The sequence below is a fragment of the Actinophytocola sp. genome (assembly GCF_035762905.1).
GTDB lineage: Bacteria > Actinomycetota > Actinomycetes > Mycobacteriales > Pseudonocardiaceae > DASYTH01.
In genome coordinates, this window is record NZ_DASUCC010000096.1 from 12,102 (window position 1) to 30,077 (window position 17,976).

At 69.9% G+C, this 17,976-nt stretch carries 14 protein-coding genes; 6 read left to right on the top strand and 8 right to left on the bottom strand.

Features of this window, described 5'->3' with window-relative positions; genetic code table 11:
- The first annotated feature begins 199 nt into the window (after positions 1-199).
- Together VFV67_RS19990 and VFV67_RS19995 are read left to right on the top strand one after the other, a co-directional pair.
- Positions 200-2,980, top strand: a complete 2,781-nt coding sequence (locus VFV67_RS19990) for an AfsR/SARP family transcriptional regulator (protein ID WP_326472051.1) — start codon at positions 200-202, stop codon at positions 2,978-2,980.
- A 53-nt stretch (positions 2,981-3,033) separates the two neighbouring features.
- Complete coding sequence (locus VFV67_RS19995) at positions 3,034-3,981, top strand: Leg1-related protein (RefSeq protein WP_326472053.1); 948 nt, start codon at positions 3,034-3,036, stop codon at positions 3,979-3,981.
- 21 nt (positions 3,982-4,002) lie between these two features.
- Here VFV67_RS19995 and VFV67_RS20000 read toward each other — a convergent pair whose 3' ends face one another.
- The 6 genes from VFV67_RS20000 to hrpB form a co-directional block, all read right to left on the bottom strand.
- On the bottom strand, positions 4,003-4,893 hold the full coding sequence (locus VFV67_RS20000; protein WP_326472055.1) for a hypothetical protein: 891 nt from the start codon (positions 4,891-4,893) through the stop codon (positions 4,003-4,005).
- Positions 4,878-5,438 carry a hypothetical protein gene (locus tag VFV67_RS20005; RefSeq protein WP_326472056.1) on the bottom strand — a complete coding sequence of 187 codons (561 nt, stop codon included), beginning with the start codon at positions 5,436-5,438 and terminating at the stop codon, positions 4,878-4,880. Before VFV67_RS20005 ends, VFV67_RS20000 begins: the two co-directional genes overlap by 16 nt.
- 162 nt (positions 5,439-5,600) lie before the next feature.
- On the bottom strand, positions 5,601-6,248 hold the full coding sequence (locus tag VFV67_RS20010; protein ID WP_326472057.1) for a hypothetical protein: 648 nt from the start codon (positions 6,246-6,248) through the stop codon (positions 5,601-5,603).
- Positions 6,242-8,614 carry a BTAD domain-containing putative transcriptional regulator gene (locus tag VFV67_RS20015; RefSeq protein ID WP_326472118.1) on the bottom strand — a complete coding sequence of 791 codons (2,373 nt, stop codon included), beginning with the start codon at positions 8,612-8,614 and terminating at the stop codon, positions 6,242-6,244. Before VFV67_RS20015 ends, VFV67_RS20010 begins: the two co-directional genes overlap by 7 nt.
- Positions 8,615-8,912: 298 nt before the next feature.
- Entirely contained in the window at positions 8,913-10,061 is a 1,149-nt protein-coding gene (locus tag VFV67_RS20020; RefSeq protein ID WP_326472058.1) for an aminoglycoside phosphotransferase family protein, read from the bottom strand.
- A 353-nt stretch (positions 10,062-10,414) separates the two neighbouring features.
- Positions 10,415-12,826, bottom strand: coding sequence for an ATP-dependent helicase HrpB (gene hrpB, locus VFV67_RS20025; protein ID WP_326472060.1), 2,412 nt, complete (start codon positions 12,824-12,826; stop codon positions 10,415-10,417).
- 806 nt (positions 12,827-13,632) lie between these two features.
- On the opposite strand from hrpB, the gene VFV67_RS20030 reads away from it, so the two are divergent.
- From VFV67_RS20030 to VFV67_RS20040, 3 genes are read left to right on the top strand one after another with little or no spacing between them, the layout of a single operon-like run.
- A complete protein-coding gene (locus VFV67_RS20030) occupies positions 13,633-14,997 on the top strand; it encodes an SUMF1/EgtB/PvdO family nonheme iron enzyme (RefSeq protein ID WP_326472062.1) in 1,365 nt (454 codons plus the stop codon).
- A complete protein-coding gene (locus VFV67_RS20035) occupies positions 14,990-15,568 on the top strand; it encodes a pyridoxamine 5'-phosphate oxidase family protein (protein ID WP_326472063.1) in 579 nt (192 codons plus the stop codon). Before VFV67_RS20030 ends, VFV67_RS20035 begins: the two co-directional genes overlap by 8 nt.
- A gap of 13 nt (positions 15,569-15,581) precedes the next feature.
- Complete coding sequence (locus tag VFV67_RS20040) at positions 15,582-16,214, top strand: LysE family translocator (RefSeq protein WP_326472064.1); 633 nt, start codon at positions 15,582-15,584, stop codon at positions 16,212-16,214.
- A gap of 32 nt (positions 16,215-16,246) precedes the next feature.
- Here the strand turns inward: VFV67_RS20040 and VFV67_RS20045 are convergent, their stop codons facing one another.
- Positions 16,247-16,717, bottom strand: coding sequence for a DUF3592 domain-containing protein (locus tag VFV67_RS20045; RefSeq protein ID WP_326472065.1), 471 nt, complete (start codon positions 16,715-16,717; stop codon positions 16,247-16,249).
- Between the two features lie 99 nt (positions 16,718-16,816).
- Complete coding sequence (locus VFV67_RS20050) at positions 16,817-17,224, bottom strand: MerR family transcriptional regulator (protein WP_326472066.1); 408 nt, start codon at positions 17,222-17,224, stop codon at positions 16,817-16,819.
- A gap of 28 nt (positions 17,225-17,252) precedes the next feature.
- On the opposite strand from VFV67_RS20050, the gene VFV67_RS20055 reads away from it, so the two are divergent.
- On the top strand, positions 17,253-17,948 hold the full coding sequence (locus tag VFV67_RS20055; RefSeq protein ID WP_326472067.1) for a methyltransferase domain-containing protein: 696 nt from the start codon (positions 17,253-17,255) through the stop codon (positions 17,946-17,948).
- The last annotated feature ends 28 nt before the right edge of the window (positions 17,949-17,976 follow it).

Sequence of the window (17,976 nt, forward strand, 5' to 3'; positions counted from 1 at the left end):
GGCGCGTTAACCAGTACTTGGAGGCGTGGACCCCGGAAGCACAATCGGCTCGGAAAACATGACCTTTCTCTGCCCGCTCCCGTCGAACGCCACCGAGTGGACCAGCGTGCCCGGCACAGCGTTGGTAACTCTTTGGTAGCCCTTGCGTTGCCCGGCCAGACCCGCTATTGAAGCTGAGGGCCGGGTCGAGGAGGCCAGGATGGCGGTGCAGTTTCGCCTGCTTGGTGATATTGACGCGCGCGTCGACGACCAGCCGATCACTATTGGTTACGCACAACTGCGGTGCATGCTGGTGGTGTTGTTGATCGAGGCGAATCGCACCGTGCCGGTGGACACAATTGTCGCTCGGGTGTGGGGCGACCGCCGGGTTCCGCACCGGCCGCGCGGTGCGGTCCAGCACGACATGACGCTGCTGCGCCGGGCGCTGCGTCCCGCCGGGGATGTCCGGATCACCTGGCGGTCCACCGGCTACCAGCTCACGGTGGATCCGGACGCGGTCGACGTGTACCGGTTCCGCGCGCTGATCCGCCTGGCCCGGAGCGCGGCCGACGACGAGCGCGCCGCGGAACTGTTCGAGCAGGCACTGGCCCTGTGGCGGGGGGACCCGCTCGCCGACCTGGACACCCCGTGGATCAACTCGGTGCGCGCCACGCTGACCCAGCAGTACCACTCGGCCCAGCTGGATCTCACCGATCTACGGCTCCGCGCCGGCCAACACACCACGTTGCTCGCCGAACTCGCCGAACGGGTCGAGCAGCAGCCGCTGGACGAACGCCTGAACGGGCAGTACATGCTCACGCTGTACCGAAACGGCCGCCAGGCCAGCGCCCTCGAGCACTACCGCCGGCTCTGGCAACGCCTTGCCAAGGAGCTGGGAACGGAGCCGAGCCCGCCACTGCGCCGGCTGCACCACCGGATCCTCACCGCCGATCCGGTGCTCGACACGGCGGCGGACCGGGCCGCGCGGCCGGTCGTGCCGCGGCAACTGCCGTCGGCGCCCCGGCTGTTCACCGGCCGCGGCCACGAACTCGCGATGCTCACCGAAACCCTGACCGCACACCGGGAGACCGCCGGGATCTGCGCTATCGGCGGGATTGGCGGGATCGGCAAGACGTGGCTCGCACTGCACTGGGCCCACCACCATCTCGACCGGTTCCCGGACGGCCAGTTGCACGTGAACCTGCGCGGTTTCGATCCCAGCGGAGAACCGATGACCGCGGTGACCGCCGTGCGCGGGTTCCTCGACGCCCTCGGCGCCGACCCGGCAACCGTTCCCCCGGATCCGCAGGCCCAGCTCGGCCTGTACCGCAGTCTGCTGGCGGGCAGGCGGATGCTGATCCTGTTGGACAACGCGCGCGACAGCGGCCAGGTGATCCCGTTGCTGCCGGGCAGCCCGACCTGCGCCGTGCTGGTGACCAGCCGCAGGCGGCTCACCGGCCTGATCACCGCGCAGTGCGCCCATTCGTTGACCCTCGACGTGCTCACCGAGACCGATGCGCACAGCCTCATCGCCCGCCACCTCGGCGTGCAGCGACTGGCCGCGGAGCCCCGCGCGGTCGCCGACCTGCTGAGCCACTGTGCCGGACTGCCGCTGGCACTGGGCATCGTGGCCGCCCGTGCGACGAGCCATCCCGGCTTTCCGCTGGCCGCGCTCGCCGACGAGCTGCACGACCACACCGACCGGCTCGACGCACTCGACGCCGGCGACACCCCGGCGAACCTGCGCGCCGTGTTCTCGTGGTCGCGGCACGCGCTGTCCAACGAGGCTGCCGCCGTGTTCCGGTTGCTCGCACTCGCCCCCGGACCCGACATCGGTCTGCCGGCGGCGGCCAACCTCACCGGGCTACCGATCGCCCGGACCAGAACTCTGCTGCGCGAGCTCAGCGGCAGCCACCTGATCGGGCAACACGGGCCGGGCCGGTACCGCATGCACGACCTGATCCGGCTCTATGCCACCGATCAGACCCGGCACGAGCCGACCGATACGGCCGCGCTGCGCCGGCTCGTCGACTTCTACCTGCATACCGCGGCGGCCGCGGAACGGCTGCTCGGGTCGTACCGCCCACCCATCCCGATCGGGGCGCCCGAGCCCGGGTGCCGGCCACACCTGCTGCACGACGACACCTCGGCGCTTGCCTGGTTCACCGCGGAGCATCCCAACCTGCTTGCGGCCCAACGTATTTCGCAGGAGCACGGCTGGCACGCGCAGGTCTGGCAGCTGGCCTGGGCCCTGGACATCTATCACTACCGGCGAGGCCGCCTCGCCGACGGGCTGACCGTGTGGCAGGCGGCGCAGGCGGCCGCCGAACGACTCGGTGACCGCGCCACCCAGACCCTCGCGCACCGCCGCCTCGGCTACGCCTGCGCCCGGGTGGGTCGGCACGCCGAAGCCCGCCAGCACCTGCGGCAGGCATTGCGCCTTGCCGAGGCCACCAACGACCTTCGCGCCCAGGCCCACACGCATTACGTCCTCGCCCAGGCGTTGGCGCAGCACGGCAACGACCGGCAGGCCCTCGAGCATGCGCTGAACACCCTGCGCCTGTACCGGACCCTTGACATGCCCGCACGGCAGGCCCGCGCGCTCGACCTCGCCGGACGATGCCACACCAGGCTCGGCGACCACGACCAGGCCCGCAGCCATTGCGAAGCCGCCCTCGACCTGTTCCGCCAGCACCATGACCGCGACGGCGAAGCGTCCACATTGGACAACCTGGGACAGATCGCACACCGCACCAGCGACCACGACCTGGCCCAGAACTACTACAACCAGGCACTCACCCTGCTCCGCGAACTCGGCAACACCTACCACGAAGCCGAGACCCTCGAACACATCGGCCTGACCCAACAACACCTCGGCCAGCTCACCGCGGCCCACGCCAGCTGGCACCAAGCCCGAACCCTCTACCAATCCCAACACCGCACCGACGACGCCGACCGGGTCGGCCGGCTTCTCACCGCATGCGACAGGTCAGGTGCGTGACCGAACCGGTCGCCCGGAACTATGGCGTCCGGTTGGGGCGGTGCGGAGAATCGATGATCGTGGCGCATCCTGAGGAGTTGGCGGGCCTGGATCTGTACCGGGTCTGGGCCGGTGCGGGGGAGTTGGCCGGCGGGTTCGATCCGTTCCGGTTCCAGCAGCGGATGGCGGCCTACCGGTCGATGATCCGCAACACCAACCCGGGCCAGCGGTTCGGCGCGGACAACCGGCGCAACCCGTTGTGGGGGTTGATGTTTCAGCACCAGTGGCAGTTCCGCACCGGTCGGCTGGGCGATCCCGCCAAGCAGGACGGATGGATTGATCCGGACGCGCCGTGGGGGTATGGCAACTACACGCTGTGTGTGCCGCCGTATCTGGGTGCCTCGGCCGCCGGAGTGGTGCCGGACCTGCCGGTGGCCGATCCACCGGGCGGGCGCCGGTTCCGTTACGTGGTGGGCGGAGTCGTCCCGAGGGAGTTGGCCAGGGGCGTGGCCGACTGGCGCGCCTACTTCACCCTGGTGGCGGGCGGCGGATCGGCCGATTCGGAGCCGGTCCGGCTGGCCTTGTGGAAGGCGCACAAGAGCTGTCTGGACGTGGTGGTCGACGCGATCACCGGTATCGACGCCCCGCCGTGGCCGGAGTTGGAGATCACGTTCCTGCGCGGTTGGTGCCGGATGGTCGACTACCTGTGGGTGGCGGCCTGGCCGACCGACTTCGCCTTCATGACCGAGCACGGCCTCGACGTGCTGCCCGAGCGACTGCTCGGCACGCCGGCCGACCTGCGCGCGCTGCCGGACAAGGCCCGCCGCAACACCGCCAACATCCTGCGCCTTGCCGGCACGCCGGCCTGGCGCTACCGGCTCAACCTCGCGCTGTGGAAACGGGTCATGCGCACCCGGGCAGCCCGCGACCAGGTGCTGCCCCTGCTCGACGCGGTGTTCAACCCCCGCCCCGACAACGCCGCGCAACGCCGCAGGCTCCTCGGCTACCTGCTGCGCCCATGACCCTGATCGCATCCGGTTCGGTCAACGGGGTCCGAGCACCTGGCGGGCCACGTGGTCCTGGCGCTGCCTGAGTGCCAGCCATTCGCCGGTCAGGTCCGCGTGCGCGGTCAGCCAATCGTCCTGGAGTTCGGCCAAGCGGGCGTAGGCCGTGTCGAGGTATCCGGTTTCCCGTTTGCACCGCAGGTCCGCGCGCAGCGCCGGGTCGGTGGCCGCAACGACGTCATCCGGCAGCTTGTCCAGCAGGTCGCCCGGGTTCGCGGCGTCGATCCCGAACCGGTTCACACACGTCCGCCAGCGCTGGGTGGCGGCGAGGAAGGCCGGATCCCGGTCGAGTCGTTCCCTGGCGTCGCGTTCGCCGTCGTAGAGTCGCAGCCGCAACTCCGACGCCCGTTGTCGCTGGTCGCCGAGCAGGCGGTACTCCGCGTCGGCCAGGCAGCCGGTGCCCGGCGACGATATCTCCAACCGTTCGCCGCGCGCGACCATGCGCTGGTCGGGATCGCCGAACAGCACGCGGGCGTACTCCTCGCTGTGGACGGGCTCGGCCGGCGCCGGCTCGGTCGTGAGGTCGTCGAGCGACTCCAGCCCGAACGGCTGCAGCGCGGCAAGTGCCTCGGCCTCGGTGATGTCCTCGACGTGGGTGGCGTAGCTCAGGCCGTGTGCGGCCATGCAGTTGGTGACGAGCACCTCCCGTGCCTCGGAGATCCGTCGGTCCTGGTCGTCGGGCACGTACATCATGCGGTACATGGGCGGGACGACGCGGGTGTCGGCCTGCCCGGTGGCGACGTGCGGCGCCGAGCCGGACAGCAGCAGCGCGGTGAGCCCGGCGGCGAGCGTGGCCGCGATCGCGCGGACGTGCCGTCCCGGCGGCGAGCCGCCGGAACGGGCACGGTCGTGGTTCAGTTGCTGAGGCATACGACCGAAGTCCTCGGCCTCAAGCGCAGGGAACTGGCCCTCTCCCGCAGATTGCTCGGCAGGGAATTGACGGTCGCACCCGGGTTCACGCAGAACAGGAAACCCGAGTGGAACTCCCCGTCGTAGTAGTGGCTTTCGCGGTTGCCGGTGGAGGAGTTGCTGGCCGCCCACGCGTTGTTGTTGACGGGTTGGCCGGCGCCGAACCCGTCGCCGCCGCCGAACGTGTCATTTCGGAAGTGGTCGACGGAGTCGAAGTACTGCTTCTTCGACGAGAACACGTCGAAGAAGAACAGGCAATGGAAGCCGTTGCTGCAGTTGGCGCCGGCCACCGTCGGCGGCTGCGCGCCCGATTTCGCCGGGTCCGGTCTCGAGATCCTCGGGTCCGCACCGGCATCGGCCGACGGTTGGCCGGCCGTGGCGCCGGTGTCGTCCGCGGTCGCCGCGATCGGGCCGGCGAGCACGAGCGACCCGACGACGGCCGCGACGATCGCCGCGATACCGGGCGCCCGCCGGTTCCGTCCAAACAGGACAGGAGCGAGTTTCACTGAAAACCCCCTTCGTGGATGGCCGCGACCACAGGATCTGCTTCCCCCCGGCTCGGTCCGGGTTCCTGGCCCAGCCGTGGCACAGCCTGGTGGCGGGGCGGTGCAAAAACCTTGAACGAATCCGACGGGCCACTGTGGTGACGCGCGAAACGTGCCAGGTCGCTAGTGGGCGAGTTGGCCGAGCCGGTGCGGCTCGGGCTGTGTCCTCTCGCACCAGACCCGGGCACTCGCGGTACAGGCGTAGAGCGCATCGGGGTTCCACCCGGCCGCCGGGCCGGGTGGTGGCGCCGGGTCCAGGCCGAGGGTTCGCGCGGCGGCGTCGGCGAAGCCGATCGGAACCGGCAGGCCGAGTTCACGGCGAAGGGTGTCCCAGCGCAGCGCCAGCTCCTGGCTGGCCGCCTCGTCACCGAGATCGGCGGCGATCAGGGCGGCTTCCAGGACGCCGGTGAACGTGAGCTTGAACTGGGAACGGCCGGTGGCTGCCGTGAAACCGCCGCACAGGGTCCGCCGGGCCGCCGCCGGCCGGCCACTGCGCCGTTGTGCCTCCGCGAGCAGGATCTGCAGATACACCAGGCGCGAAGCCAGCGGCGGATACGTGGCCCGCAGCTCCGCCCACGCCTGCTCGAGGAAGCGGCATGCGGTGTCCACCTGCCCGCTGGCGAGGTAGAACAAGGCGATCACGCGACGGGGGCTGTCCTGCTCGGCGGCGTGCGCCACATCGCCGAGCAGTTCGAGGAGGCGGTCGACCAGACGCGCCGCATCGGCAAGGTCACCGAGGCCGAGCGCCGCCTCGATCCGCACGGTCAACATCGCGGCCAGTGACGAGGGGCGATGTCGACTCCCCGGCCGTCATAGTCGAGGCTCAACGCCAGTGCCTGCTCGTACCGGCCCCACGTGGCCAGCGCGATGCCGGCCGCGTTGGTCACGGTGAGCACGTCGTCGTCCTCCGCCGACCGGCGCGCCACGGCCGCGGTCGACTCGATGTCGGACAGGACCGACGGGTCGAGCAGAGCCTGTTTCGCGTTGAGGATCCCGGCCCTTCCCTCCAGGAACTCCCGGGGCCGAAGGGTTCTCAGGTCACCGATCGTCTCCTGCATGAGGCGCAGCCCGCGCAGCTCGTCCTCGGTGAACTTGACGAGCAGCGCCCGGTGGAACCGGAGCAGGGCGTGCACCTCGGACCGCTCCTCGATGCCCGGTACCGACAGGGCGCGGTCGAGCAGGCCGCGGCCCTCGGCGAGGTAGCCGGGGTGCAGCAGCCAGAACTCGAAGATCCGGGCGACGATCTCGGCCGCGTCGAGAGCGCGGCCATTCTGGAAGCCGAATTCCAGGCATTGCCGCAGGTTCGCCGCGTCCGGCTCCATCGCGCGCAGGCCCGCGACCCGGTGGTGGTAGCGGGGCAGCCGATCGACCCGGTTCGCCCGGGCCAGCCAGTGATCAAGGTGACGGGCCGCGGTGAGCGCGTGCTCGCCGAAGTCCGTCAGGTGCCTTGCCGCGAAGTTCCTGATCACTTCGAGCAGGCGGTACCGCCGCGAACCGTCCTGGTCAAACGGTTGCACCAGCGAGCGGTCGACCAGGGCGGCGAGGGTCGCCGCCGTCCGGTCGCCATCCAGTGGTGCGAACCCGCAGACCACCTCGGAGTCCGGTGCTCCGAACCCGTCCACGAACACCGACAGGCGCGCGAAGAGCCGGCGCTGCGGTTCGGTCAACAGCTGGAACGACCAGTCGAGCGTCGCGTCCAACGTGCGGTGGCGCGAGTCATTTCTCGCGCTGGTACGGAAGAGCAGGGTCATGTTGTGGCCCAGCCGGTAGACCAGATCATCGAAGGCGAAGGTCCTGGCCCGCGCGGCCACCAGTTCCAGCGCCAGCGGCAGTCCGTCGAGCCGGCGGCAGATCTCCGCGATGTACTGGAGGTCCCGGTCGGTGACGGTGACCGACGGGGCCGAGTTCCGGACCCGTTCGACGAACATCGCCACGGCAGGGTTGGACAGGTCCGCGGCCCGGTCCCGTGCCGGTACGGCCAGCGGCTCGAGGGTGAACATGGCCTCGCCCGACACGCTCAACGGCTGCCGGGACGTGGTCAGGATGACGAGATCCGGGCAGTTGCCGAGAAGTCGCAGCACGAGCTCGCCGACCTCGGCCGCGAGGTGCTCGCAGTTGTCGAGTACCAGCAGGCTCGGGCCGCCGCCCAGGATTCGTTCGACCGTGACGAACGGGTCCCGGCCGTCGTCCGCCCCACCGAGCAGCGCGCGCAGCGTGTGCACGGCCTGCCGCACCGACGGGGCCGTCGCGAGCGGCACGGCGACGCCGGACATGCGGCGTCGCCGCGCCACGGTATGGGCGACGTCCAGCGCGATCGCGGTCTTGCCGCAGCCGCCCACGCCCGTCACGGTGACCAGCCTGTTCCGCTCCAGAAGGCGGATCAGCCCGGCGCGCTCGTCCTCGCGCCCGATCAGGCGGGTGAGGTGTGGTCGCAGTCCGCGCCACAGCGGTTCGTCGCGCTGTCGGTGTGCGGGCGGCCGCGGAACAGCCGAGGTCGCCCGCAGGATCTCCTGATGAACGGTGCGGAGCCCGGATCCGGGTTCGGCGCCCAGTTCGCGCACGATCCGGCGGCGAGTCGCGGCGTAGCACTCCAGGGCTTCGGCGCTGCGCCCGACCGCGTGCAGCGCGCGCATGAGTTGCCCGACGAGCGACTCGGCGAACGGATATTCGGACACCAGCATATTGAGCTGGTCGATCACCAGGCCATGCTCACCCATTTTCAGTTCCAGATCGGACCATTCCACGGCAGCATTGATGCGGTACTGCTCGAGCTGATGCCGGGCGCCGTCCGCCCATTCCCCGACGATTCCGTCCAACGGTCTGCCCCGCCATTGGTGAAGCGCCTCCCGCAGCAGCGATCGCCGCTGCTGGTCGGCCGCCTGGCGGTCGCGTGCCTGCTCAACCAGGTGCCGGAACCGTTGGCAATCGATCGTGGTGGCCGGGACGTCGAGAACATATCCGCCGGTGATGCGCCGGAGTGGAACCCCGCGGTCGACGCCCGGCAGCTGACGCCGCAGTACCGCGCGCAGCCGGGCCATGTAACTGTAGAGCGTGTTTCTGGCCTGGTCGGGAGGTGCCGCACCCCAGACGCGGTCGACGAGCGTTTCCACCGATACGGGTTGGCCGACGGACAGCATGAGCACCGCCAAAACGCTCCGCTGTTTCACCGGGCCGAGGTCCACCCGCTCGCCACTGACCCACAACTCAACAGGCCCCAGAGCCCGGAATTCGGCGGTGATCGTCTGATCCCCCCTGTGCCGCCCGATCCGTCACCGTGAGTAAACCACAGAGGTGAGGACGGCCTCAAGGTGAGATTCAAGATTCTTTCAAGGTTAGTCCATTAACGGCAAGTGACCATTTGAATACGGCCGGTCCGACCGGGATGAACTGGATGCCCGCCAATTGGTTCAAATGTTTTCGATGAGGTCTTCGCCCTCACCGAGGGTCGCAGGCCTCGTGCAGGCAGCGCAGCGGATCGGCCGCGTGGTAGGGATGTTCGGAGCGTTCGATAGCGGTGAGGAAGCCGTGGTAGATGATCGCGCCGCGCAGTGCGTCCAGTGGTCGCATCAGTTCGAGAGCTTCTTCGGGCCGGCTTGCCGGCAGCTCCGATCGCCAGTGTGCGCACCAGTGGTCGAGCAGCACCTGCCGGTACTCGGGTGGCGCTCGGTTGGCCAGGGTGAGCACGTCGGCGGCGGGGTGGCCGATGGTGCTGTCACCCCAGTCCAGGATCGCCCGGGTGCCACCGTCGGAGCGCACGTTGCCGCGGTGGAAGTCGCCGTGCACCAACGTGTTCGGTATTCCACATGCGGCAAGGGCGGCGAACCGGGTGGGCATCCGGTCGACCAACCGGGCCAGTGACGCCCGCAGATCCGGCCTCAGCTCGGGTGTCCAGTGCTCGACGACCGTCCGTGCGGCGTGGGTGAACGGTTCGGCGCGGCGGTCCGGTACGCCCATCGCGAGCAGTTCGGTGAGGTGGCCGGCCGCCGCGACCTGTACCGGGAGCAGGTCGTCGAGCATGGCCACGGTCTCGTCGAGTCCGGCGTCGTACCGATCGGTCCCGGGGACGTCCTCGAGCAGCATCCGCGCGCCGTCGGCACCGAGCAGCCGCGGGGCCACGCCCGGCATTCGGGTGTTCAACCACGTGAGCACGGCCGGTTCGTGGCCGAAGAACGGCGGCACCTCCTTGAGCCACGCGCCCTCGAGCCGCCAGATCGACGACAGGTTCCAGGTCCGTTGCTGATCCGCCGCGCCGATCCCACCGAGCATCCGGTGCGCCCACGCCAGACCGGCCGCCGGACCACCTGGACTCGCCCACGGCATGCGCAGCGGATCCGGTGCCGTCCAACCGGTTCCGTCCGCGACCGTGCGTGAGCAACCCGCCGGCAGCCGCCCGTCGTACTCGGCGAGGTAGGTCACCGCGCCCCCGGGCGGCCGCGACCGGTCGGCTTTCAGCAGCCGCAGAACGACCACATCGATGCCGTGGACCTGGCGGGCGCCGGCCACCACGTCCCAGACCTCCTGCCACCACGGCAACTCCACCGCATACGGCGAAAGCACTCCCCTTGGCCCGCCTCGGGAATCCACCAACGCGAGCGTGACCAACCTCCCCACAAGGCAACGACCCTACGCGGCCCACACCGCCCGGGCATCCGGATATCCGGTAATCTACGAGCCGTATGGTGAGGGCGGCCCGTTTCCGATTGACTTTCTTCGGGACCTGCCGGGGCTGCGAGGTATTCAGCTGGCTGCTGAGGCGGTCCTCGACCCGACGATCGTACACCTGGCCGGTTTGCAGGCCGTCATTCTGGAGACCCGGCCGAAGGGTCGCCTCGAATTCGGCCAACTCCCTGATTCGGCGTGTCGCCCTCGACTCGGAAACCGTGGTCGTGTTCGCCGAACGCGCTGCGAGCAGGCCGCGTCGCGGAGGTTTCCGGTGGTCACTGCTTATTCGCCGGGGTGGTTGGGTCGATGGGCCAGGGGTGTTTGGGGTAGCGGCCGCGTAGTTCGGTGCGTACCTGTGGGTATCCGTTTTGCCAGAAGGATTCGAGGTCGCTGGTGACGGCGACGGGTCGGCCGGCGGGGGAGAGCAGGTGCAGCAGGAGGGGAACCTGGCCGTCGGCGATGGTGGGGGTGTTGGTCCAGCCGAAGGCTTCCTGCACCTTGATCGGCAGGATGGGTGGGTTGGTCGAGTAGTCGATGCGGAGGTGTGCGCCGGAGGGCACGGTGAGCCGGTCGGGGGCCAGTTCGTCGAGTCGGGTGGCGGCCGGCCAGGGCCGCAGCCGGGAGATCGCGTCGTGGGTGGCGATGCGTTGCAGGTCGGCGCGGCGGCGTGCGGTGGCCAGGTCGGGTCCGAGCCAGGTGTCCAGGGTTTCCAGCAGGGTCTGGTCGTCGACCGGTGGCCATGGTGGGCCGAGGGTTCGGTGCAGGAACGCCAGCCGTTGCCGCAGACGGGTCGCGCTGGTGGTCCAACGCAGCAGGCCCAGGCCTTCCCGGCGGAGTCCGGCGAGGAGCGCGCGGTGCAGGTCGGCGCGGTCGGGTTGGGTCAGTTGTCGTTCGTGCAGCACGATGGCGCCGAGTCGGTCGACCCTGCGGGCGAGGATGTCGCCGTCGGCCCACAGCACTTCGTCGGCGGTGGAGAGCAGGGCGGGGGCGGCCCGCTGCGCCAGTTGCCGGTCGGCCCGGGCGGCCAGCCGGATTTTGCCGTGGACGCGGGCGGGATCGCGGTCGACGCTGGCCACCGCGAGCCACTCGGCGTCGGTGCTGGCGTCGGTTTCGGCCGCGGTGCCGCCGGCCATCAGGTACACGCGTGATCCGGTGGCGCGCCGCCGGGCGAGGCGTTCCGGGTGGGCCAACGCCACGACCAGGGCCGGGTCGGGCCGTTCGGTGCCGGGTCGGTCGGCGACCAGTGCGGAGAGTCTGCGCACCTCGCGTCGCCAGCGGCGGGCGGCGTCGCTGTGGTCGTCGGCCCGCAACCGTCGCACCGCGGCCTCGAGATCGGTGCCGGTGGCCAGGGTGTCGTCGTCGAGCAGGGCCACCACTTCGGCCGCGGGCCGGGCGCCGATCGCGTCCGCGCCGTCGAGCAGGGCTCTGGCCAGCCGCGGGTGCAGGCCGACCCCGGCGATGCGCCGGCCGCGTTCGGTGATCTTGCCGGCGGGGTCCAGGGCGCCAAGCGCGGTGAGCACCTCCCGGCCGGCGGCCAGTGGGCCGGCAGGTGGCGGGTCCCACCAGGCCAGGCTCGCGCCGTCGGGTGTGCCCCAGCAGGCCAGTTCCAGTGCGAGCCTGGTCAGGTCGGTGGTCCTGATCTCCGGTTCCGGATACCGGGGCAGGGTGGCGTGCTCGTGCTCGGGCCAGCACCGGTAGACCCGGCCCGGTGCCTGCCGGCCGGCGCGCCCGGCGCGCTGCTCGGCGACGGCCGCCGACACCCTGGTGGTGATCAGCCCGGTCAGGCCCCGGCGGTGGTCCATCCGGGCCACCCGGGCGAGGCCGGCGTCCACGACCGCGCGGACCCCCGGGACGGTCAGGCTGGACTCGGCGACCGCGGTGGCCAGCACCACCCGAGGCCCGGCGCCCGGCCGCAGTGCCGCGTCCTGCCGCGCGGCCGGCAGCCGTCCGTGCAGCGGCAGCACGGTCAGGCCGCCGAGTAGCGCCGTGACCCGGTGGATCTCCGCGACACCGGGCAGGAAGACCAGCACATCACCGTCCGTTTCGGACAGTGCTCTGTGGACGGTGCGGGCCACGCAGCCCTCGATGCGTTCGGTTCGGGCCGGCGGTGTGTAGGTCACCTCGACCGGGTAGGCCCGCACGTCGGCGCGCAACACCGGGGTGGCTTCGCCGAGCAACGCGGCGAGCCGGTCGGTGGCCACGGTCGCCGATGTGGCCAGCAGGCGCAGGTCCGGGCGCAGTCCCGCACGCACGTCCAGCAGCAGGGTCAGCAACAGGTCGGCGTCCAGATGCCGTTCGTGGCACTCGTCGAGCAGCACCGCGTCCGTGCCGGACAGTTCCGGATCGGATTGCAACCGGCGGACCAACAGCCCGGAGGTGACCACCTCGATCCGGGTGGCCTTGGAGACCCGCCGATCGCCGCGCACCGCGTAGCCCACGGTGGCACCCACCGGCTCGCCCAGCAGTTCGGCCATCCGGGCCGCGGCGGCCCTGGCGGCCAGCCGGCGTGGCTCGGCGACCACGATCCGACCGGACATACCGGCCGCCATGGCCAGCGGAACCACCGTCGTCTTGCCCGCGCCCGGCGCCGCGACCAACACCGCGGCACCGGGCTCGGCAAGCGCGGCCAGGACCTCACCCAACACCGCCCGCACCGGCAGCTCGGGTAGATCGACGGAAAGGTCCACGACACCAGTGTGCTGCACCGCCCCAGCCAGACAGACCGACACCTACCGTGCCGGCCAAGTGGGGCGATTAGGAAATCGTGGGCACGTGGCCGGTTTCGGCCACACCGCATTATCGAACCGCACCGTCGCCCGCGATCACCTAGGAAACAACCTCACCGAAAGTGCCTGCCGACCCACGCGACAGGGGAGCTTCAGCAGCCCTCAGCACCGCAGGTCGGAAGGGCACTTTCCGGAGCAGCGCACCGACCCGGACGAGCATTCACCGGTGGATTCACACCTAGGTAATGCCGCCGAGCCACCACAACACCTACGCCATCAGGAATGGTTGGATGGCCCTGCGCGTGGGCAGCTATTATCAATTATCTGATCACCCGATCGGCGTAACATGATGCCCATTGTTGGTCGGTCAGTCACGACGGGGAACTGTCGATCATCCCCCACATGGGCCCTTGTGTCTCGCCTGAAGCATAGATAGTGTTGGCCGCGTTCTGATGTTGCTTGACCCGATGGGGGACTTGTTCTGGGGCCTTGTTAATCCATTGAGATGTCCATTGTTGACAGTGTCTCACTGCTGTTCAGTCCCAGATTCAGCCTTGCCGGTACGCCGCGCGCCGCGAATCCGCGGCCACCAAGTACGGAGGTAGAAGGGAGGATAGCCATGACCAACGAGGAGTTCATCGAGTCCCGCTCGGCGGGTGAGGCCGCCACCAAGTGGTGATGGTCCAGAGGTAGGTAACGCAAGACAGGGCCGGGTGGCGGTCGGATCGCCACCCGGCGCCCTTGCCGGCGATTATACGGGAGTTCATGTGTTCGATGACCTGCTGGAACCGTCGGCCCTGGCGGTTCTTGACGACCGGGGGTACGTGGATCGGTTGCGTGCCCTTGAGAAGGCTTTCGGCCAGCGCACCGAGTCGGACGAGCTGGTCGAGGAACTGTGCGAGCTGGCGGTCGGGCACGCGGACTGGAACGTGCGGCGGATCGCGGTGCAGACGCTCGCCGACCGGTTCACCGGGTCCGCGGCGGCGCGGGCGGCGATCTGTTCGGCGACGCACGACGACGTGGACTGGGTGGCGTTCACCGCCATTCGCGCGGCCGGGGAGCACCGGCTGCCGGAGGCGGTCGAACATATGATCAGAATTTCCGGCTGGCCGAGCAACTTCAGCAAACCGGGCTACTCCCGGAAACCGGTTGGCTGCGGCGCGGCATTCGCAAAACGGGCATTGTGGAACTATTTCGGCTCCCGTGACCCGGACGAGCTCAGGAAACTGGAGGATCGGCATTTCGCGGACAAGCACGCCGCGGTCGCGGCTGCTCGCCGGCCCCGTGATCTGCGGGACGCCGTCCTGGTGCCGGCCGGCCCGTTCATCGCCGGCGCCAACGTCCATGAGGTCGGACCATTTCAAATGGACAGTTCGGACAACCCGCTGCGGGTCGTCGAGCTGCCCGCGTTCCACATCGACCGGACCACGGTGACCAATGCCCGGTACGCCGAGTTCCTCGCCGACGCCATGGGGAGCACCGAGTTCGCGCATCCGGACGAGCCGCCGGGCAAGGACTACACCCCGACGCACTGGCGGGATCCCCGGTTCAACGACCCGTCGTTCCCGGTCGTCGGCGTCGACTGGTACGACGCGTGGGCCTTCGCCCGGTGGGCCGGCGGGCGGCTGCCGTCCGAGGACGAGTGGGAAAAGGCGGCCCGCGGGACGGACGGCCGGACCTATCCGTGGGGCAACGAGTGGGACCGGGACAAGGCGCAGTCGGTGCTGTCCGCCTACGACCGCGAGGAGTTGCGCGACCTGAGCGAGCTCGAGGAGTTGCTGGTGCGCACCACGCTGGAGTGGCCACGGAATCCCGTCCTGGCCGCGGACGCGTTGCCGGCCGGGGCCAGCCCGTACGGTGCGCGGAACATGGCCGGCAACGTCTGGGAGCTCACGCGCAGCAACTTCTTCACTCGCAAGGACATGGCCCCGTTCTTCAAGGGCAGGCGCGGCCCGGAGTTCATGAACCGGCCGGAGGCGTTCCACGTGCTGCGCGGCGGTACCTGGACCTCGCCGCCGGTGTGCCTCACGACGTTCTATCGCGGCAAGGACCTGTTGACCGACCGGCACAACGAGGTCGGCTTCCGGTGCGTCTACGAGGCGACCGCGGAGGAGGTGCCGGCGCATGCCTGAGTCCCGCGCCGCACCGGCGGCGGAGTTCGCCGAGGCCGTCGAGGAACTCAAGCAGCGTCAAGACATCAAGGCCAGACGGTTCCACTTCACACGGCGCGACGGCACCTTCGGGCCGCTCGTCGGGGCCCCGTTCGACGTGGCGAAGTTCCTGGCCCGGCCGCTGGTCGGCCGGATCGCGCTCGCCGGGCCCGTGATCCGCCCGTTCTGGTACGTCTGGGAGGAGGAGTGCTTCTGGAAGCTCACCGGTGCATGGTCCATTTTGGACGAGCGACTCCGCGCCGATCCCAACTTCGAGCTGGTGATCGACACCTGCGACCTGGACACCGGGGAGACCCGGCAGGTCATCGCGCACGGCAAGGCCTACGTGGTCGACTTCGACGTCGAGCGCGGCCGGCGCATCCTGAGCCGGTACGCGGGCCCGTACGAGGACGACTGGGATCCGAGGTTCCAGCTGCGCCCCGACCCGTCGGTGTACGGCACCCGGCTCGCCAAGATGGTGCCGGACGACATGTGGGCCGTCGAGTTGTCGTTCCGGCCGGCCTGGCCGGACCGGCCGATCAACTGGCGTTGAGGGAGCGCACCGCGTGCCGAGCACCTCGACCATTCTCCTGTTCCTCGCGGTGACCGCGACGCTGTTCCTCATCCCCGGCCCGTCGGTGCTCTACATCGTGACCAGAAGCGTTGCCCAGGGCCGCGCGGCCGGTTTGATCTCCGTCCTCGGTATGCACGTGGGCACGATTCCCTACATGCTCGCCACCGCGTTGGGGTTGTCCGCGCTGCTGACCGCCTCGTCGACCGCCTTCCACATCATCAGGTATCTCGGCGCCGCCTATCTGATCTGGTTGGGTGTCCAGAAGTTGTGGTCCCTGAGAAAGCAGGGTGAGGCGGACAGCGAGCCACCGACGGTGTCCCTGGCGCGCATATTCCGTCAGGCGGTGGTGGTCAGCATCCTCAACCCCAAGACGCTGATCTTCTTCGCCGCGCTCCTGCCGCAGTTCATCGACCCGTCCCACGGCTCAGTCGCGGTGCAGGTCGCGTTCTTCTGCGCGGGCTTCCTCGTACTCGGCGTGATCAGCGACGGAACCTACGCACTGCTGTCCAGCACGCTGGCCGGCCGGCTACGCCACACCGCGCGAAGCCGCCGCGTCCTGGACCGTTTCAGCGGCATCGTCTACCTGATGCTCGGCGCGTTCGCAGCCGTCATCGCCGAATCCTGACCCCTTCTGATCCGCGCGCTACGAGAGCTTCCTCAGTGCTGGTCGGCCGGCGTGGCGGATCGTTCTCGTCGGCGCGCCCGGATCCCGGCCCAGGTGGCGGCCGGAATCGCCACCACCGCCAGCACCGTCGCCCCGAGCAGCAGAGACGCGACCTTGTGGTTTTCCGGGGCCCGGGCGTCGCGCAGGTCGTCCTCCGGGTGCAGCGGATCGTAGATGATCGCAACCAGATCGCCGGCCTTGGCCCGCGGACCGGGAGCCTCGTCGCCCTGGCCGATCGTCGAGCGCACCTGGCGCCCGTCCGCCGTGCGGAACTCGACATGCACCCGGGAGTTCTTGCCGGTGGTCACCTTCACCACCCGGCCGGAGGCCTGCTGGCCGCGCTCACTGAGCGCGTTGTCGTTGCTCCACACCTGCCAGGTGGCCACGACCAGGACCGAGATGACCACTGCGCCGAGCGCCGCGAACAGCACCGGGGATGGCCGCGACGAGCCGGAACGCCTCACCGAACCGATGTCCCCCGGACCGGCGGCGACCAAACATCGGTGATGATCCGCGCGAGCAACGGCCTGATCGAGCAGGAAGTCGGCCGCCGCGGCGACGGTCTACTCCGGCTTGTGATCATCGACCAGTCTTGTGAGGTGGGCCTGGTAGTTCGGGCAGGTCGCGATGTCCTCGTGGGTGCAGTTCAGCCCGGCTTCGAGGAGGTCGAGCGCCGAGCGCAGCGCGGCCATCCTGGCCTGCAGGGCGTGGTGGTGGCGGCGCAGTACGTCTTTGCGGGCGGCGGGGTCGCCCGCGGTGAGGAACGCTCGGATGTCCGGCAGCGGCAGCCCGGCCTGCTTCGCGCGCACGATCGAGGCCACCCGGAACAGGTCGTCGCGGGTGTAGCGGCGGCGGCCGCCTTCGACGCGGGCAGGGCAGAGCAGGCCCACCGATTCCCAGTGCCGCAGCACGTGTGCCGGCAGACCGAAGTGGTCGGCCACCTGGCCGATCGTCATCGGGCTTGACTTCATGTCGGCATTAAGTCTGAGCATGGCGGGTATGTCCAGTTTGCTTGCTGTCCTCGATGCCGTCGACGCGCAGCCCTTTGCCGTCGGGTTGCGCCTACGTTCCTATGAGTTGCTCGGCGAGCTCACCGGCCGAACCGTGGTCGACGCCGGCTGCGGCGGTGGTCGCGCGGTCGGCGAGCTGGCTGAACGCGGCGCCCGCGCGGTCGGTGTCGACCTCGACCCCGAGATGATCGCCGTGGCCCGGCAGCGCTGGCCGGCCGGGGAGTTCCAGGTCGGCGACGCCTGCGAGCTGCCGCTGCACAGCGGGTCGGTTTCCGGCTACCGCGCGGACAAGGTGTTGCACGCGCTGGCGGATCCGGCCCGAGCCGTGGCCGAGGCCCGCCGGGTGCTCGCGCCGGGTGGCCGGGCCGTGCTGCTCGGCCAGGACTGGGACACGATCGTCATCGACTCCGACGACCCGCGGACCACCCGCGGGCTGGTCCAGGCGAAGGCGGACTCGCTACCGTCGCCGCACGCCGGCCGCAAGTACCGCAACCTACTGCTCGACGCGGGGTTCACCGACCCGGTCGTCGAGGTGCACACCGGCGTGTTCACCGACGACACCGCGCTCGCCGTGCTGCACCGGATCACCGATGAGCAGAGTTGGCTGGCCGAGCAGGCCGAGCGTGCCCGCACGAACCGGATCTTCGTCGCGGTGCCGATGTTCCTCGTCGCCGCGCGGAGATAGCCGCAGGCTCGGGTCGCGCGCCTACGAC

Excerpts from the sequence above, each read along its gene's own strand:
- VFV67_RS19990 (WP_326472051.1), top strand. The coding sequence starts at position 200 with ATGGCGGTGCAGTTTCGCCTGCTTGGTGATATTGACGCGCGCGTCGAC.
- VFV67_RS19995 (WP_326472053.1), top strand. The coding sequence starts at position 3,034 with ATGATCGTGGCGCATCCTGAGGAGTTGGCGGGCCTGGATCTGTACCGG.
- VFV67_RS20000 (WP_326472055.1), bottom strand. The coding sequence starts at position 4,893 with ATGCCTCAGCAACTGAACCACGACCGTGCCCGTTCCGGCGGCTCGCCG.
- VFV67_RS20010 (WP_326472057.1), bottom strand. The coding sequence starts at position 6,248 with ATGTTGACCGTGCGGATCGAGGCGGCGCTCGGCCTCGGTGACCTTGCC.
- VFV67_RS20015 (WP_326472118.1), bottom strand. The coding sequence starts at position 8,614 with ATGCTGTCCGTCGGCCAACCCGTATCGGTGGAAACGCTCGTCGACCGC.
- VFV67_RS20035 (WP_326472063.1), top strand. The coding sequence starts at position 14,990 with ATGCCTGAGTCCCGCGCCGCACCGGCGGCGGAGTTCGCCGAGGCCGTC.
- VFV67_RS20050 (WP_326472066.1), bottom strand. The coding sequence starts at position 17,224 with ATGAAGTCAAGCCCGATGACGATCGGCCAGGTGGCCGACCACTTCGGT.
- VFV67_RS20055 (WP_326472067.1), top strand. The coding sequence starts at position 17,253 with ATGTCCAGTTTGCTTGCTGTCCTCGATGCCGTCGACGCGCAGCCCTTT.